Raw genomic sequence first — 16,060 nt, 5'->3', positions numbered from 1 at the left:
GAGTGGCATGGCTCACAGTTTCACAGTCCATTCAGACTGTCAACGGTTGAAGACCGCCGGCGTACCCTCGATCCACCGGACCTCGGACTGATCGGAGCAACAAGTGAGGACCTCACCGCCGACCGTCTCGCTGACGCTCGATCAACTTGCCTCACGCGCCGCTTCACTGATCACCGACAACGGCCGATACATTCTCGGCATCACGGGAGCCCCTGGAGCCGGGAAATCGACGGCTTCACAGGCAATTGCGCAGAAACTGGACTCACTCTGCACCGTCGTCGAGATGGACGGCTTTCACCTTGCCAATCGGGAACTCGACCGACTCGGCAGGCGTGGACAAAAAGGCGCTCCGGAAACTTTCGACGCCGACGGATACGCGGCGCTTCTACACCGCCTCCGATCCGAAGACTCCATTGTGTACGCGCCCGTCTTCGATCGCGAGATCGACGAATCAATCGGCAGCGCAACCGCTGTCGAGCCTCGAACGCCGTTGATCGTCACCGAGGGAAACTACCTCCTCCTACCAAACGGCAGCTGGCCACAAGTACGAGCGGCGATCGACACCGTCTGGTACCTCGAGGTTCCGGAGGCGACACGCACACAGCGGTTGGTGAAACGCCACAGCCGCTTCGGGAGGAGTTCCGAAGCGGCCGCGGACTGGGTGAGACGGGTGGATCAACCGAACGCCGACGTAATCGCAGCGGCCAGGTCACGTGCGGATCTGATCGTGGAGATCCGCACGTGACTGCCAAAGTTCGGCAGCTCCCCACACTCACCCGTCATCCAACTGAACGGCGAAGACTACGGTAGTTTGGATTAAAAACCCTGGTCAAGTCGATTTCAGATCTCCATACATACGTACGTATTGATCCTCTTTCGCCATCATCCTCGGGGCAACAAACTCTACCGCTGGTCGCCGCCGTCAGTTTGTCTTCTCAGTGAAACTCGACAGTTGCGCAGCAAACAGATTCAGTACGTTTGCGGTTATTCGTTCGGTGAAAGGATCCCGGTGAATCAGTCCACTGACCCACTCGGTCGTCCCGGCATTGAAAACGGTTCCGAGACCGCGCTGATGTGTCGCCACCATTCCCGAACCGTATTCGAACTCGCGCAGATGCTCGGGGAGTTCTCTCCCATAGGCACTTTCGAAGATTCCCGACAACTCGGCGAAGGGCGCACCAATCGGAACGGTGCCGTTCCAGTTGTCCCGTGACCCCGAAACTGCCGGCGCCATTGCGATGATTTCCAGATCCTCTGGTGCACCGTCGACACCGGTGGCGTACGGCAGACCCTTCCTGAACGTGTAGTCCGCACCGTCCATTGCGAAGGCGGCAATACAGACCGGCGCTATTCCGAAGTTGTCACCGTAATACAGGTCGGTTCCGTTCAATGCCCAATGGTCGGGCCGGTATACGGTAAAGCCGCCGGATGACCTCGGAGTTGTTGCGCCGTAACGGTTGTACACCCCCGCCATCGCGGTCAAACCCATCGTCCACGCGCCCGGCCGATCAATCTCGGGGGAATCCCATGCCGTGGTGATGCGGGTGGGGTCTACTTCTCGTATGGGATCGTCGAAGGGGTTCTTGTAACAAATCTGCGCGTCACCTTCGATGCGTACCTGCCACAGGAAGTTCCCGCCGAATCGCGCCAGGCCGCCTCCTCCTTCGACAAATGCGTCGAGACGATCACGCATTTCCCACGACCAGTACTCGTCGTGACCGACGACGACTGCACACGAATATCCGCGCAGCGCTGAGGGATCCTCATGTAGGTCGTGCTGGGTGATGTGGTGTACGAGAAACGCTTGCTCCTCCGCCCACACCGTGAACGGGCGTTCGTACGTCGCCCAGAATGCGTCGGCGTGATGGCGCGAGTATCCGTTCACCCAGGCCCATTCGTACGGCGGGTGCCGCGGAACCCATCCGATTCCCGGCATATCGGTGTGAATGTTTCGCGCTGCACCTTCGGGTTTGCGCAACATCCCGCGCGCGATGGGACGCTGCGTCGACGAAATCGGTGTCGCCACGTCGCCGAAACCGTCCGGGGCACCACGGAAATTGTTGGCTCCGCCCCAGTCGTTGTAGGCCAACATCGTGCTCGTGGTGTGGATGAGGACCATGTCAGCGTGCTCGGGTTCACGTGCCTTGACAATGAAGAATCCCTCACCTTCGACGACCCCACCTTCGTGACGCATTCGAACCAGGATCAGGTACATCCCCGAAGCCCAATTCGGTGCAACGGTGAAGGCAACGGATTCCGACCAATCACACCCGGTCGCATAGGCGTCGTCGGGCGTCGACTGTTGTTTGCCTGGTAGCCCGATGTACTTGACGATGCTCTGTGGGCGCGCGCCGTCACGGACCACCTCGATGTCGTATTCGTCAGCGGTGGTGTGCACGCGCACCGAGACGGTATCGCCGGCGAAGTAGGAGAACTTGTCTGCGTAGACCCAGATCTCGGGTGCTCCCGGAATCATTCCCGGCCGTTCGACCAAACCACCAGTGGCCGACCACGCGGCAGCAGCACCCGCGCGACGTGGACGGGTTTTCTCTCTCATGGGTAACTCCGTGGATCGTCGTATTTAGGCGCAGGGACTGGGAATGAGGGTGCCCGAGGTCGACCGAATTTCACTCGAAGTTGTCCCGGTGTTCTACGAGAGTGCCGAAACGTTTCGGCATAGTCAATAGCTTTGATGAAACGATTCGGCGCAATTTCTTCGACTGAACAATCGTCCGCCAGGTTCCCCCTGCCGAAACGATTGGGCGTTACTCTTGAGTAGAAACCGCCCAGCAACTAGAGGACGCGACCCCGATGATCACGCCGAACGTCCCGACGCTTCGCGATGTCGCGACAGCCGCCGGCGTCGCCGTGTCCACAGTTTCCTACGCACTCAACGGCAAGGGCAGAGTCGACTCTGCCACCCGGGCGCGTGTTCAAGAGGTTGCGGATCGCTTGGGTTACCGAGCCAATCGGTCGGCACAAAACCTTCGCTCGGGTCGAACCGCCACCCTCGGGTTGATGCTCCCGGCCCCGGACGAGCCTTCCTCGGCCGAGTGCCTCAACTTCGACTGGTACGGCCGTGTGGCGACCGCCGCCACACAGGCAGCGTTCCACGCCGATCACTCACTCCTGTTGTTGCCGTCGATGAAAGACCCGAACGGACTGCGTCGCATCGAGATGGACGGTGTGATCGTCGTCGACCCGATGATGCACGACCCTCGCGTCGACATCTTGAAGAAACTCGGAATACCTTCTGTCGTAGTGGGTCCCGGCAACCCTGAGCAATTCGGATGGAGTATTTCGCCGGATCTCTTCGCCACGACCGAAACGCTCTTGAACCACCTCACCGAACAGGGCGCAACGGATATCCTTGTCCTCAATCCCGGAATGGATTCGGCATGGACTCGCGCAACGACCGTCGCTTACCTCGAATGGTGCCGCATCCACGGCGTGTCGCCCCGAGCCACCGACGACCTGGCGTCGTTCGAGGGCGTCAATTCCGTCGAACAACTCGTCTCCGCGGCATACGCGGCAACTCACAAAGCACTGACATCCGAGAATCCCCCTGACGCGATTCTCTCGGTCATCCTCGGTTGCGCCCCCGCCGCTGCACGAGCGGCGCTCGATCTCGGCCTGTCAATTCCCGGAAGTATCTTGATCGCCCAGGACAGTGACGAGCCCGCTCTACTGATCTCCGATCCCCCGATCACCGCCGTCAACTTCTTCCCCGAAGAACAAGCAGCTTTGGCGGTGGATGCACTGCTCGCCCTGATCGACGGTGACGAACCCTCTGCGCCGACCCACACGCGTAGCGAACTACGCATACGAGCAAGCACGGCGCATTCGCTCACCCCATGAATTCACTCGGCACCGATAGACTGATTTCCTGACAATCGTCCGTCGCAGACCGAGAGGAATCAAGCCATCGCGCACCGCTCCCGCGACCGCTTGGCCAGGTACCTCGCCGTAGCGCTCGTCTGCATCTTCACGCTCGTGATCTCGGTCGCCAGCGCCTCCGGTCTCGACCGCGATGTCCCTGCGGTACGCATCGCTTACGCTGCTGCCGCAGATACTTTCGGCGATCTGTATCTTCCACCCGGATCGGACGGCGACCTGCCAGTCGTCGTATTGATCCACGGCGGCGGCTGGGCACAGAAGAGCAATCTGGAGTACGCGGGTGCGTGGGCAAAAACGCTGACCCCCTACGGAATTGCGGTCTGGAACATCGAATACAGACGTATAGGTGGGCAGGGCGGTTGGCCGACTACTCTCTCCGATACCGTTGCGGCGACCAACGCGCTTGCCGGCATCGTTCAGGAAAAGGCCTCCGGGCGACTGGATTTGGGTCGCGTGCACATCGCCGGATACTCCGCGGGCGGACAACTGGCCGCATGGGTCGCGTCGCGACCACAACAGGACACGGATGCTCCCGCGCCTGACCTCACCGTGCCGATTCGTTCGGCGACGATCATGGCCGGCGTCTTCGACATGACACTCGCCGCAACCGCGGGCAAAGATCGATTTGTTCGAAATCTTCTGGGCGGCATGCCGGTCGATCACCCTGACCGTTACCGCATCGCGTCACCGATCGAACATCTCCCCACCGGGCTCCCCGTCACGGCGATCCACGGACTCGGCGACAAGGTCGTGTCGGTCGAACAGAGCCGGCGCTATGCCCGTGCCGCACGAGCAGCAGGCGACGTGGTCGATCTGATCGAACTACCCGGCGTCGGCCACGGCGAATTCGGCAACCCGACAACCAACGCCTGGGCTATCACCAAGCAAGCAATAATCGATCACGTAAACACTCCTTGAGCAGGTGAAACTGCCTACTGTGAGCATGATCGCCCGCAAAAGGATTAGCTGAAACCAACTCCATGACGTACGGTGGGGTTATCAGAGGGCAGCCGTCAGTCAGGCAGCCGGTCGCTTCGCCCGGAACGACAGTTCCAATATTCGTTCCAGGGGCAGACTTCCAGTTCGGTGCAAATCCGCGCCTTTGATCACTACGCACTTTCATCAGTCCCGCAGATTGTTGACCAGGCCGAAGGCTCCGACAGAGTCCGCCGCCAATCGCGTACCGACTGCACCAGTATCAACATGCGCTACACACCGCACGGGCCCAAAACCCATGCGGTTCAAAGGAATACCTTGTACAACACCATGATTCACCCCGACGACACGAACAACCAGACGAACAGTGTCCCGACAAACGGACTACGGATCCCGACTACTTCGGGCCGTCTCCGCGAACGGGCTCTCGAAATTGTCTGCACGCTCTACCGCTGCAGCACCGACGAAGCCGCCGACCTGCTGGTACGACATTCTCAGACCAACAACCTCAAGGTCACCAGCCTGATCAAGGCGCTTGTCGCCTTGATCGACGAGGACACCTCCGGCACGGGCTACGGAAGCAACAACGCGCTGGCGTCTCACTTCTGGCTTCGCGAGATCAGGAATCTCAGCCAGGCCCACCGACGCAGCGATCACTTTCACCGCCATCTCGTCGGCGCGTAACAGTCGCTGAACGACAACTGACCTGAAACGACAGCTGGGGCAGTACACGGAAATCGTGTACTGCCCCAGCTTCGTGTTTTCAGTTGTCAGGCGGAGGCCGATTCTCGGCAGTCAGGCGGAAGCCGATTCTCGGCAGTCAGGCCGAGGCCGATTCCTTGTTCAGGTCCTGCCGCACACCGTCGGTGTCGGTCGCCTCGTCCACATGCTGCGGAGCGAAGAGCAGGCAGACGATGCTCAGGATGCACATGCCGATCAGCAGTGCGATGACCGGCCAGATGCTGCCGGTTGCCTTGTACATCAGCGTCGAGACCAGCGGAGACAATCCGCCGAAGATCGCGCCGGCACCCTGGTACGCCAACGAGATACTTGTGTAACGAGCCTGCGGCTTGAACATCTGTGAGAGAACGGCGGCGATCGGACCATACGTGGCAGCAAGCACCAGTCGCATGACCGCAAACGTCAGGAAGATCAGGAACACGGATCCGGACTTCAGCACCAGGAACTGCGGCGCTGCGAGTATTGCGACCGCAGCAAGACCCCAGATGACCACGCGGACGCGCCCCACCTTGTCGCCGAGCCACGCCACTCCCAGGGTCGCGATCAACTCGACCACTGCAGCGACACTGAGCGCGTTGAGAATCAGCGTCTCCGACAAGCCGACGTCGGGGTCGGTTGCGTATGCCGTGATGAAGGTCGTCACGAGGTAGTAGCCGCCGACTGCGACCGGCAGAATGCCGATACCGAGGATGATCGGACGCCAGTTGGTCACCAGCGCGTACTTGAGCGGCAGCATCTCCGGAACGTCCGCGGACTTCACCTCGGACTCGAAGACCGGGGACTCCTCGACCTTCAGGCGAACGACCAAGCCGACCAGAATCAGCAGTGCCGAGCAGAGGAACGGCAGACGCCAAGCCCACTCGCGCAGAGCGTCGTCGCCGAAGGTGGAGAGAATGCTGAAGAACCCGGTGGCCAGAAGGGCGCCGGCCGGGTTGCCCAGCTGAGCGAATCCGCCGTAGAAAGTCTTCTTGTCCTCGGGAGCATGCTCGACGGCCATCAGGACCGCGCCACCCCATTCACCGCCGACGGCGAAGCCTTGGACGAACCGGAGCAGAACCAGCAGCAACGGCGCCCAGAACCCGATCGACGCGTAAGTGGGCAACATGCCGATGAGGAAGGTGCCTGCACCCATCAGCGTCAGTGTGACGACAAGTGCGGTGCGTCTGCCCATCTTGTCACCGACATGTCCGAACACGATTCCGCCGAGCGGGCGAGCGAAGAATCCGACGGCGTACGTCGCGAACGCCGCCGCAACGCCGGTCAGGCGATCGGTTCCGGGCGGGAAGAAGATGTCACCGAAGACCAGGGCGGCTGCCGTGGCATATACGTAGAAGTCGTACCACTCGATGGTTGTACCGACGAAGGCTGCAAATCCCGCCTTGCGGGCCTTCACGATCTGTTGCTCTCGGTTCATTACTTTTCCTCGGTGGTCGAAGTGCTCGACAATAGGTGGTTATGACCTGAATGTGCGAGTTCGCCGTCGATCCAGGTCTCCCGCACCTCGATCTGCGCAATCGCGTCGGCCGGAACCTCGAGGGGGTCCGCGCCCAGAATGACGAAGTCGGCCCGCTTGCCGACCGAGATGCTGCCAAGTTCTGCTTCACGGCCCAACGCACGTGCACCGTTGAGCGTGTGAGCCTGCAGTGCCTGGTCGGCGGTGATGCGGAGTGCATCGGAGCCGAGCTGATGGCCTTGACGCGTCACACGAGTGACGGCTGCTTGAATTGCCTCGAGCGGCTTGGGCTCTGCGACCGGGGCGTCGGAGCTGATGGTCACGGGAACCTCGGCAGCGATGAACTCCCCGAGCGGGTTGAACCGCTCACCCGGAGTGCCGATCGCAGCGGTGACGCCCTCGCCCCAGTTGTAGTAGTGCTGCGGCTGGTTCACCGGGTACACACCGGCCAGGTTCATCCGGGCGATCTGCTCGGCCGTCGGGAGCCCGCAGTGCTCGATGCGGTGACGCGCGTCGGCGTCGGGGTGAGCCTTCTGCGCAGCTTCGATGGCGTCGAGCACCATGTCGATGGCCGTCGGTGACTGAGCGTGCGTGGCAGTCTGCAGACCCACGGAGTGCGCCTTGGCAATCAGCTCCGAGTAGTCCGCCGGCTCATGGTAGAGCTGCCCGGTGCGGCACGGGTCGCCCACGTAACCGTCGGGGAAGTATGCGGTCCAGCCGCCGAGAGTGCCGTCGGCGTAGAACTTGATGCCGCCGAACGCGAGCCGCGAATTGCCGAAGGCGCCATGCATTCCCGTGTCGATGACGTGATCGAGGAGATGGCTGAGCATGTACATGCTGACACGCGTCTTGAGCTGATCCTGCTCGGCCAGACGCAGGTACATGTCGAATTCACGACGCGTCACCTGGCAGTCGCCGATGGTGGTGACGCCGCCGGCCAGGAACTTGTCCTGAGCGACCGACAGCTGGCGAAGGTGCTCTTCCGGCTCGTCCTCGAGATGGAAGTTGGGTCCGTGATGGCCGACCTTCACACCGTTGACACCGGTGAGGATGTTGCACGCGGCGTCGGACAGCTCGCCCGTCAACTCGCCGTCTGCGTCTCGGAAGAACTCGCCACCGGCCGGGTTCTCAGTGCTCGCATCGATGCCGTGCTTGTCGAAAGTGAAGGAGTTGACGACGCCGCCGTGACCGCTCGCGTTCATGAGGTAGACCTCGCGATCGGTGGCCACCTGATCGAGCTCTTCCTTGAGCGGATGACGCCCTTCGATCAGGTTGCGGTGCTCATAGCCGTATCCGCGAATCGGGACACCTGCAGGAGCTGTGAGTGCCGCTTCCTGAAGCAGGGCAATGATTCCGGGAATCGAGTGCGCCTTCTCCGGCCCGCAGTCCACCCAGCTGAGCATCTGTCCGTACATCAACGGGTGCGCGTGCGGATCGACGAATCCGGGGACGACGGTGGCGCCGTCGAGTTCGACCACCGCGGTCGTGCGAGTGCTCAGGCGTCGCGCCTCCGTGCGGCATTCCTCGAGTGTCCCCACCGCGGCAAAGCGGTTTCCGAACACCAGGAACGCTTCGGCTCCCGCCGTGCTGTCGTCAACGGTGTGGATCTTGGCGCCGGTGAAGATCGTGGCGGTGGCGTCGAGCGGCGAGGCTTCGTGCGTGTGCAACTTGCGCATGGTGGTCCTTCGTCGAGATGGTGGTGCAGGTCACTGCGTGTTGAGCGAAAACTACGCCCTGACCTGGAGCTATGCAATGCATCAAAGTTTCAGACCAGGTGGTACACAACTTTTTTGTACAAGTTTTCTAGCATTTCTGCACTTATCCACATCATCTATGCCCACATGCGACTGTTCTAATAGAAAGCTCATACAGAAAAATCTCTGGAAAAGTTGGGGCATCCATGACGGTCGATCTCGATTCCAAGCTCATAGCTGCTCTTCAACGCAATGGGCGAGCGACGTACCGCGAACTGTCCGTGGCGGTCGATGCCCCACGCGCGGCAGTGTCCACCAGGGTGCAGGCACTACTCGACTCGGGAACGGTGTCCGTGGTTGCCGTCGCACACCCCGAACTTCTCGGCCTGAAGGCACTCGCACACGTGTCGATCGCCGTGTCCGGACCGATGACCCCGGTACTGGACGCGTTGATCGAATCCGAGGCTGCCGTCTACATCTCGGCAGTCAGCGGGCAGTACAACGTGATCGCAGAACTTCGGGTGCCCAGCCACGACGATCTGTACCGCGCCATCGCCGAACTCCGCTCACAGCGTGGCGTCAGATCCGTGAGCACGCTGGTCTACGTCGACGTCATCAAGGGAATCTTCATGCCCGAGACCGCTTTACAAGCCGACATCCGACTCGATTCGACGGACGTCACCTTGATCGAACTGCTCGAACGCAACGGGCGCATGTCATTTCTCGAGCTGGCCGAACACACCGGCCTGTCGCCGAGCGCTGTGCGCAATCGCGTCAATCACCTGATCGCGAGCACGGCACTGCGCGTCGGCGCTGTCGTCAAGCGGCGAGGTGGTGGCCGGACGCTGGCGATGGGCATCGGCGTCAATCTGGGCTCACGCGACGACAACGCGGTATCGGAGATCGAGTCCCTGCCCGGAATCGAATTCCTCGCGCGGACCCTCGGACGGTACGACGTGATCGCGACGGTCGCCGCCAACTCGTCCAACGACCTCCATGCCCTGTCCGAGCGAATCCGGGGCATCGACGGTGTCAGCGGCTTGGAATCGTGGGCGCATCTCGAGGTTTTCAAGGAGCACTACGCCCGCAGCCTGGACGTACGCGGATAATTCCCAAGTCATTGACCCACTCGTCAGAGCACGCTAACCTCGGACAAAGTCATTGACTCACTTACCCGAGGTGGCACACATGTCCGACTCCGGACGCAAGGTAGACATCGTCGCTGCGGCGATCGAGGAGGCGATATCGACCGGCCGATGGCCCGTCGGATCGAAACTCCCGCCGGAGACCGCACTGGTCGAGGAATTGGGAGTCGCCCGAAACACCATGCGCGAAGCGGTACGGGCGCTTGCACACGCCGGAGTTCTGTCCGTTCGTCACGGTGGCGGCGTGTACGTCATGGCGGCGTCGCCGGTCGAAGGACTACTCGGGCGCAGGCTCGCCAGAGGTGACGTTCTCGACGTACTGAGCCTGCGACGCGGACTCGAGGTCGAAGCCGCGCGACTTGCAGCGCAGCGCCACACCCCCGCAGATCTCGCGCGGATACATGCAGCCTGGAATGCCCACCCCGGTCACGTCGGCGGCTTCACTGTCGAAGCCGGCATGGCCCTGCACCTTTCGATCGTCGAGGCGTCCCACAATTCCGCACTGATCGACGTCTACCGGGGAGTCCTTGCCGCCGTGACGGATTCGCTGTCCGCCGTCAGTGTCGGTCCAGGTTTCCACGTCGACGAGCACCGACCCTTGATCGCTGCCATCGAGGAACGCAACCCCGACGAAGCAGCGCGCGCGGCGGGCGCAGCGCTCGATACGGTCATCGACGCAGTCGAAAGGAGCTTGGCGTGAATCAGGGAAACTGGAATGGTACGACGTATTCGCCTCTTGCCGAGCAACTCTCACCGGCATCGACGGAGGCACTGCGCTCGATCGGGCATGTGAGCACGGTGTACGACGTCTGCGCCGGAACCGGGAACTTTGCGCTCCCGGCGGCTCAGTCAGGCATGACGGTCCACGCACTCGACCTCTCCGCCAGCCAGCTCGAGGTCGCACGCAAACGCTGGATTCCCTACCCCGGCACTACCCAACCCACCTTCACGATCGGCGATGCGCAGTCTTTACCCTGGCCGCATTCGAGTGCCGACGCCTGCGTCAGCATCTTCGGGATCATCTTCTGCCCCGACCCCTCGATTGCCCTCGCAGAGATGATGCGGGTGACCCGGCCAGGCGGAAAGATCTGCGTCGCAACGTGGTCGGAGAACGGGTGGGCAGCAGCACTCCGCCGGGAGGCCGCCTCGGCGTGGAATGGCATCACACCACTACCGACGACATGGTCGAGCTCGAGCGAATTCGAGAAGGCGGCAGCCGGATTGGAGTCGGTGAGCTCGGCCTCCCACCTGCTCGAGTGGGAACTACCAGCCGGATCGGATCCCGTCGAGGAACTGTGCGACCAGGCACCGGCGTTGAAGAACTTTCGCGAGGCCGTTCGAAGCACGGGGAATTGGGCTTCGATGTCAGCGCACCTCCGCTCGACGCTCGAGCCCTATCTCAGGTCGAGTGCGACAGGCCCCGTCGCCACCAGCGAATACATCCTCCACGTTGGCACTGTCCCGAACTCTGACACCGCGTTCTTCCGAACGCGCGGGTAACCCTCTTTGCCGGATACGGTCTCTTCACCGTCCACCGACCCGAAGAGGCCCGCTCGATGTCCGAATCGAACTCCCTGCCCGAATTGAAGCAAGCATCGCAGCAAGCATCGAAACAAACGTTGTCCATGACCGTCCTCATGACGCCGGACATGTCCAATTTTTCGGGCAACGTTCACGGCGGAACGATTCTGAAGTTTCTCGACCAGGTCGCCTATGCGTGCGCGAGTCGATACGCCCAGACGTACGTCGTGACCCTGTCGGTGGATCGCGTGGTGTTCCGCGAACCGGTGCATGTCGGAGAACTCGTCACGTTCAGCGCTTCCGTCAATTACACCGGGCGCACCTCGATGGAAATCGGAATACGCGTCGAAACCGAAGACATTCTTCTCGGAAAATCTCGACACACCAATAGTTGCTACTTCACGATGGTCGCAATGGGCAGCGACGGAAAACCGGCCGAGGTACCCCAACTCCGGCCGACCGGAACAATCGCGAGGCAGCGATTCGAGGCCGGTCGTCGGCGTCGTGAACTGCGCAGAGAGAACGAGCTTCGTGAACAGTCCATCCGGGCCGCGGTTCGGGACTTAACGCCCGAACACGATGACTAAATCCAGTAAAATTTAAGTTATAACCTTATGCATTAAACTGATCGAGTGACTTCGAAGGCACGGGAAAACTATGACGTTGTGATTGTCGGCGCGAGCATCGCGGGATGCGCGGCCGCAATCATGTACGCCCAGCAAGGTCTGCGGATAGCGCTTCTCGACGCTCGCTCCGACATCCGGGCGCACAAAGTCCTGTGCACTCACCACCTACAACCCTGCGGTGCCCCGATCTTGCAACGACTCGGCGCCACGGAAAAACTGCTCGCCCTGGGAATGGTGGAAACCGTTCCGAAATTCTGGACCCCGTGGGGAATGATCACCCCTGATGCTGCAGAGAACTCACCGCCGCCTGGATTCAACGTCCGAAGGGAAACTCTCGACCCCCTCCTGCGCCAACTCGCGAACGACTACCAGAACGTCGACCTTCTTCTCGGACATCGTGTTTCCGGACTACTGACCAAGAACGGCACTACTGCAGGCGTCTACGGCACCGAACAGGGTTCGGCCTTCACTGTCGAAGCACGATTGACCGTCGGAGCAGACGGCAAGGATTCGACCGTCGCACGATCCGCGCGTTGCGACTCGGTGACTGCGTCCAACGGGCGCTTCAGCTACTTCGCTCAACTCTCCGGACTCGAACGACCCGACGGAGAATCTTCATTGTCGTGGTTCATGGATCCCGACGTCGCCTACCTGCTCCCCAACGACGGCGGGATCAGCGTGCTGGTCGTCTTCCCTGCCCTCGACAAGCTCGGCCCGTTCGCTGACGACCTGTCTACTGCTTTCCTCGCGTACGCCAACGCATTACCCGGCGCTCCGCCCGTTCGCCGAGAGCACATCGTCGGGAAGATCGTTGGTACCAAACACTTCTCCACAACCCTCACCGACCCGGTAGGTAACGGGTTCGCACTCATCGGCGACGCCGCGGCAACCAACGACCCGTTATGGGGCATCGGATGCTCGTGGGCACTGGAGACCGCTCAGATGCTGGTCGACGCGACCGCCCAAATGCTGACGGAGACGACGTCACACACACTCGACTCGCATCGGAACGTGAACGCTGCCTTGGCCGAATACCGCAGTGCCAGAGCGAGTATGACGAAACACATCGATTACATGAGCGGTTACGCCGGTGGGCGAAAGTTCACCGCGATCGAACGTCTGCTCATCTCCGCGGCCACCCATGACCACGACGAAGCCCAAAGGTTCTACTTGTTCGGTTCCCGGTTGATACCCGCCGAGCAGTATCTCTCGACTCGCTCGGTCGCGCGGGCAGCACAAAAACATCTCAGACACCGTCTGCGTCGTAGATCTGTGGCCGGGACGTAATCTGCCAAGCGTTTTTTCGGCGCCGGCAACGGGGAACCCTCCGATCGCAACCGAGCCGGAGGAGCGACCATGCGTGCACACATCGCCATTCCGAGTGAATCGACTTGTCACAGGTACGTAGTCGCCGTCGCCAGCTCCACCTTCGCCGAATCGGTCATCTGGTGCGACGGCCCCGCGTTCGACGCAGTACTCGTTCTGGGCAGCGAGATTCCGCAGCACAGTGGCCACCGAGCCGTACTCGCCTGGAATCACTACTTCGGGTGGGCGCTCGGCGTGGAAACGACACCGGATACGTCGTTCGCCGTTGTCGAATGCCTCGGTATCGGGAGAATGCCGGACCCGGAACTGTGCGCCGACCGCGCTGTCGAGTTGATTGCCCAGGCGGGTAGTTAAGGAACTCGTCGCGCGGCGCGCAATCCAGCGGGCATAGGATCGAGCGCGAGTTTCGCACGCCCGACGAAAGAGAGCCCGACATGGACCCGGTGAACAGGCCTGCCGGCCAGCTGGCTCTCGAGAACGAACCGGACGGCAGGGCGACTTTGCGAGCGCGTCAGACGCCCCGCAGTGAGCGTCGCAAAATCGGGAAGGGCCTGCGCAAGCGAGTAGCACGATCGTCGCTTGGTGATTGGACGCCCCCGCCCAACCGACGCGATCCGGTCGATCAGGTCAACACGGCACACGAGGGAAGACTCGACTGGTTGGTTCCGATTCGTGTAGGACGCATGGTCGCTTCACCGTACGGTTTCCTGCGCGGTACCGCCGGCTTGATGGCAGAGGACATGGCGCAGCTCCCGTCCACCGGCATCACTCCCGTCATCTGCGGGGATGCGCACGTCGGAAACTTCGGGTTCTACGGGTCCCCGGAACGTGAACTTGTCATAGACCTCAACGATTTCGACGAAGCACATCCGGGCCCCTGGGAATGGGACCTGAGAAGGTTGGCTGCGAGCATCTGGGTGGCCGGGCGGCAGAACGGTCTCACCGAAGCTGAATGCGAAACAGCGACAACCTCGTGTGTGTCCGCATATCGCCTCCACTTGGCAAAGCTTTCCGAGCGTCCACTGTTCGATCGCTCCTTCGACCGGGTCGATCTCGACGGACTGACCGACCACGTCACTGATCCCGGGTTGCTGGCCGAGATCCGCCGCGCCGCGGAGCGGGCACGACGGCGTACGAGCGATCACGCGGTTCCTCGGTTCACTGTCGAGGATCACGGACGGCGCCAGTTGGTCGAAAACCCGCCGCTCACAACACGACTCACGCCGCAGGACACCGACTTCCTCCTGGAGGGTCTGGACGAGTATCTCGAAACCCTTGCACCACACTGGCGCCGAGTCGTCTCGGGATACAACGTCATCGACGTTGCGCACCGGGTTGTCGGAGTCGGAAGCGTCGCTCTGCGTGCATACGTCGCCTTGTGCGAAGGGAGCATCCCGGACGACGTCATCTTCTTGCAGCTCAAGCAGGCTCGCCGATCCGTCGTTGCACCCTTCGTGCACGGCGACTCGGCCTGGCACGACCATCAAGGACGACGCGTCGCGGAATACCAGCAGGCTCTCCAGACAGTCAGCGATCCACTGCTCGGGTGGTGCACCGTGGACGACCGCCAGTACTACGTCCGTCAGTTCCGGAACATGAAAGGTTCTGTGGACCTGAACAATATCGATGCAGCAGCCTTGACCGATTATGTCGCGATCTGCGGTCGCCTACTGGCCAAGGGACATGCACGAACCAGTGGCGCGTCACTGATTTCCGGTTACCTGGGAACCTCGGACACGGTCGACACCGCCCTCACCCGGTTTGCTCGGCTCTATGCCGATCAAACCGAACGTGACCACGACGCTCTGTGCCGGGCGGTATCGGCCGGTACGATCGCCGCGGAGCCGGGAATCTGATCCCTCACGCCGCGACGATCCTGCCCTGCTCGAACTTCACTCCACCCCAGATTCCGGTCTGGCCAGTGGCAGAAGCGAATTCGCGACACGATTCCGCAATCGGGCACCTGTTGCACACGTCGGTCGCGTAGTCGTATCCCTCGGACGGAAAGGGAAACCAGCGGTCCGGCTCGGGGTCTCCTCGACATTCCGCCTGACACCAGGTTCGGTCGTCCGAGATCGGCAGAAGCTCAGCCAGATTCGAGATTTCGTCAGCGCACATCACTTACTCCTTCCGACCGTCACGTCCGACTCAATTCACGCCAGATCTTCTGCTGCACTTTCTCGATGCGTCGAGGCGCCTTCGGTTCCCACAGCAACCGCATGCCGGCCTCCGCCGGTGTGCGATCCGCTTTGCGCTGATTGCAGGAACTGCAGCACGCCACCAGATTCCCCCACGTGTTGAGCCCGTTGCGGCTTCGCGGCTGGACGTGGTCGATGGTCGTTGCTCTGGCGGCGCAGTACGCACATTGACGACCGTCCCGGTCGAAGATGCCGGCGAAGGTCGCTCGGCTGGAATCGGTGACCGTAACCCGGTGGGCGACATACACGTACTCGGCAAGCAGGATCGTCCGAGGCAGTGGTATCTCGACGTGCTTGGAGCGCACCGGAAGTATCGGGATCACGTCTTCGGTGGACTGCGCGGAACCGGTGGCGATCAGGACGATCGCACGATCGGCGCTCACTTCACCGAGGTACTCGTACGTTGCGTTGAGTACCCGGACGGACCGGTTCATCCAACTGTGAGAAGCGGCGGTAGATGCGCGGTTCGGGTTCCGCATGAGACGTCTCAGTTCATGTCGAGGAGTGGAACTCCTGGACGTGA

Annotated in this window: 16 protein-coding genes; 11 read left to right on the top strand and 5 right to left on the bottom strand. The window is 61.5% G+C overall.

Going from position 1 to position 16,060, the window contains the following annotated elements; all coding sequences use genetic code 11:
• The first annotated feature begins 103 nt into the window (after positions 1-103).
• Entirely contained in the window at positions 104-745 is a 642-nt protein-coding gene (locus tag H351_RS05245) for a nucleoside/nucleotide kinase family protein (protein WP_021345896.1), read from the top strand.
• A 177-nt stretch (positions 746-922) separates the two neighbouring features.
• Here the strand turns inward: H351_RS05245 and H351_RS05240 are convergent, their stop codons facing one another.
• Positions 923-2,557 (bottom strand): N,N-dimethylformamidase beta subunit family domain-containing protein, encoded by a 1,635-nt coding sequence (locus H351_RS05240; protein ID WP_051636518.1) that lies wholly within the window; start codon positions 2,555-2,557, stop codon positions 923-925.
• Positions 2,558-2,811: 254 nt separating this feature from the next.
• Between H351_RS05240 and H351_RS05235 the strand changes: the two genes are divergently transcribed.
• The 3 genes from H351_RS05235 (at position 2,812) to H351_RS05225 (ending at position 5,517) form a co-directional block, all read left to right on the top strand.
• On the top strand, positions 2,812-3,858 hold the full coding sequence (locus H351_RS05235; RefSeq protein WP_029256541.1) for a LacI family DNA-binding transcriptional regulator: 1,047 nt from the start codon (positions 2,812-2,814) through the stop codon (positions 3,856-3,858).
• A gap of 90 nt (positions 3,859-3,948) precedes the next feature.
• On the top strand, positions 3,949-4,815 hold the full coding sequence (locus H351_RS05230) for an alpha/beta hydrolase family protein (protein ID WP_020971167.1): 867 nt from the start codon (positions 3,949-3,951) through the stop codon (positions 4,813-4,815).
• 336 nt (positions 4,816-5,151) lie between these two features.
• Positions 5,152-5,517 carry an ANTAR domain-containing protein gene (locus H351_RS05225; RefSeq protein ID WP_024487573.1) on the top strand — a complete coding sequence of 122 codons (366 nt, stop codon included), beginning with the start codon at positions 5,152-5,154 and terminating at the stop codon, positions 5,515-5,517.
• 136 nt (positions 5,518-5,653) lie between these two features.
• On the opposite strand, the gene H351_RS05220 is transcribed toward H351_RS05225, so the two are convergent.
• Positions 5,654-6,988: an MFS transporter gene (locus H351_RS05220; protein ID WP_020971169.1), complete on the bottom strand. Its 1,335-nt coding sequence runs from the start codon at positions 6,986-6,988 to the stop codon at positions 5,654-5,656.
• Positions 6,988-8,703 (bottom strand): amidohydrolase, encoded by a 1,716-nt coding sequence (locus H351_RS05215; RefSeq protein WP_029256542.1) that lies wholly within the window; start codon positions 8,701-8,703, stop codon positions 6,988-6,990. The genes H351_RS05220 and H351_RS05215 overlap by 1 nt, the downstream gene beginning before the upstream one ends.
• Before the next feature lie 224 nt (positions 8,704-8,927).
• Here H351_RS05215 and H351_RS05210 point away from each other — a divergent pair, with 224 nt between their 5' ends.
• The 7 genes from H351_RS05210 (at position 8,928) to H351_RS05180 (ending at position 15,195) form a co-directional block, all read left to right on the top strand.
• Positions 8,928-9,830 carry an Lrp/AsnC family transcriptional regulator gene (locus H351_RS05210; protein WP_029256543.1) on the top strand — a complete coding sequence of 301 codons (903 nt, stop codon included), beginning with the start codon at positions 8,928-8,930 and terminating at the stop codon, positions 9,828-9,830.
• A 79-nt stretch (positions 9,831-9,909) separates the two neighbouring features.
• The gene (locus H351_RS05205; protein WP_029256544.1) at positions 9,910-10,566 is read left to right on the top strand and encodes a FadR/GntR family transcriptional regulator; all 657 of its coding nucleotides are present in this window, start codon (positions 9,910-9,912) and stop codon (positions 10,564-10,566) included.
• The gene (locus tag H351_RS05200) at positions 10,563-11,366 is read left to right on the top strand and encodes a class I SAM-dependent methyltransferase (protein WP_029256545.1); all 804 of its coding nucleotides are present in this window, start codon (positions 10,563-10,565) and stop codon (positions 11,364-11,366) included. Before H351_RS05205 ends, H351_RS05200 begins: the two co-directional genes overlap by 4 nt.
• A 56-nt stretch (positions 11,367-11,422) precedes the next feature.
• Entirely contained in the window at positions 11,423-11,974 is a 552-nt protein-coding gene (locus tag H351_RS05195) for an acyl-CoA thioesterase (RefSeq protein ID WP_020909529.1), read from the top strand.
• 45 nt (positions 11,975-12,019) lie between these two features.
• The gene (locus H351_RS05190) at positions 12,020-13,300 is read left to right on the top strand and encodes an NAD(P)/FAD-dependent oxidoreductase (protein WP_029256547.1); all 1,281 of its coding nucleotides are present in this window, start codon (positions 12,020-12,022) and stop codon (positions 13,298-13,300) included.
• Positions 13,301-13,369: 69 nt separating this feature from the next.
• The gene (locus tag H351_RS05185; protein WP_019745820.1) at positions 13,370-13,693 is read left to right on the top strand and encodes a DUF6292 family protein; all 324 of its coding nucleotides are present in this window, start codon (positions 13,370-13,372) and stop codon (positions 13,691-13,693) included.
• 80 nt (positions 13,694-13,773) lie between these two features.
• On the top strand, positions 13,774-15,195 hold the full coding sequence (locus tag H351_RS05180) for a DUF2252 domain-containing protein (protein ID WP_029256548.1): 1,422 nt from the start codon (positions 13,774-13,776) through the stop codon (positions 15,193-15,195).
• A gap of 4 nt (positions 15,196-15,199) precedes the next feature.
• Here the strand turns inward: H351_RS05180 and H351_RS05175 are convergent, their stop codons facing one another.
• A complete protein-coding gene (locus H351_RS05175) occupies positions 15,200-15,457 on the bottom strand; it encodes a WhiB family transcriptional regulator (RefSeq protein ID WP_029256549.1) in 258 nt (85 codons plus the stop codon).
• Between the two features lie 19 nt (positions 15,458-15,476).
• On the bottom strand, positions 15,477-16,016 hold the full coding sequence (locus tag H351_RS05170) for an HNH endonuclease (protein ID WP_029256550.1): 540 nt from the start codon (positions 16,014-16,016) through the stop codon (positions 15,477-15,479).
• Positions 16,017-16,060 lie beyond the last annotated feature (44 nt).

Origin of the sequence: Rhodococcus erythropolis R138, from assembly GCF_000696675.2 — a bacterium.
GTDB lineage: Bacteria > Actinomycetota > Actinomycetes > Mycobacteriales > Mycobacteriaceae > Rhodococcus_F > Rhodococcus_F erythropolis.
This window is presented reverse-complemented; position numbering and strand designations above follow the sequence as displayed.

Excerpts from the sequence above, each read along its gene's own strand:
- H351_RS05240 (WP_051636518.1), bottom strand. The coding sequence starts at position 2,557 with ATGAGAGAGAAAACCCGTCCACGTCGCGCGGGTGCTGCTGCCGCGTGG.
- H351_RS05235 (WP_029256541.1), top strand. The coding sequence starts at position 2,812 with ATGATCACGCCGAACGTCCCGACGCTTCGCGATGTCGCGACAGCCGCC.
- H351_RS05220 (WP_020971169.1), bottom strand. The coding sequence starts at position 6,988 with ATGAACCGAGAGCAACAGATCGTGAAGGCCCGCAAGGCGGGATTTGCA.
- H351_RS05215 (WP_029256542.1), bottom strand. The coding sequence starts at position 8,703 with ATGCGCAAGTTGCACACGCACGAAGCCTCGCCGCTCGACGCCACCGCC.
- H351_RS05210 (WP_029256543.1), top strand. The coding sequence starts at position 8,928 with ATGACGGTCGATCTCGATTCCAAGCTCATAGCTGCTCTTCAACGCAAT.
- H351_RS05205 (WP_029256544.1), top strand. The coding sequence starts at position 9,910 with ATGTCCGACTCCGGACGCAAGGTAGACATCGTCGCTGCGGCGATCGAG.
- H351_RS05195 (WP_020909529.1), top strand. The coding sequence starts at position 11,423 with ATGTCCGAATCGAACTCCCTGCCCGAATTGAAGCAAGCATCGCAGCAA.
- H351_RS05185 (WP_019745820.1), top strand. The coding sequence starts at position 13,370 with ATGCGTGCACACATCGCCATTCCGAGTGAATCGACTTGTCACAGGTAC.
- H351_RS05180 (WP_029256548.1), top strand. The coding sequence starts at position 13,774 with ATGGACCCGGTGAACAGGCCTGCCGGCCAGCTGGCTCTCGAGAACGAA.
- H351_RS05175 (WP_029256549.1), bottom strand. The coding sequence starts at position 15,457 with ATGTGCGCTGACGAAATCTCGAATCTGGCTGAGCTTCTGCCGATCTCG.
- H351_RS05170 (WP_029256550.1), bottom strand. The coding sequence starts at position 16,016 with ATGCGGAACCCGAACCGCGCATCTACCGCCGCTTCTCACAGTTGGATG.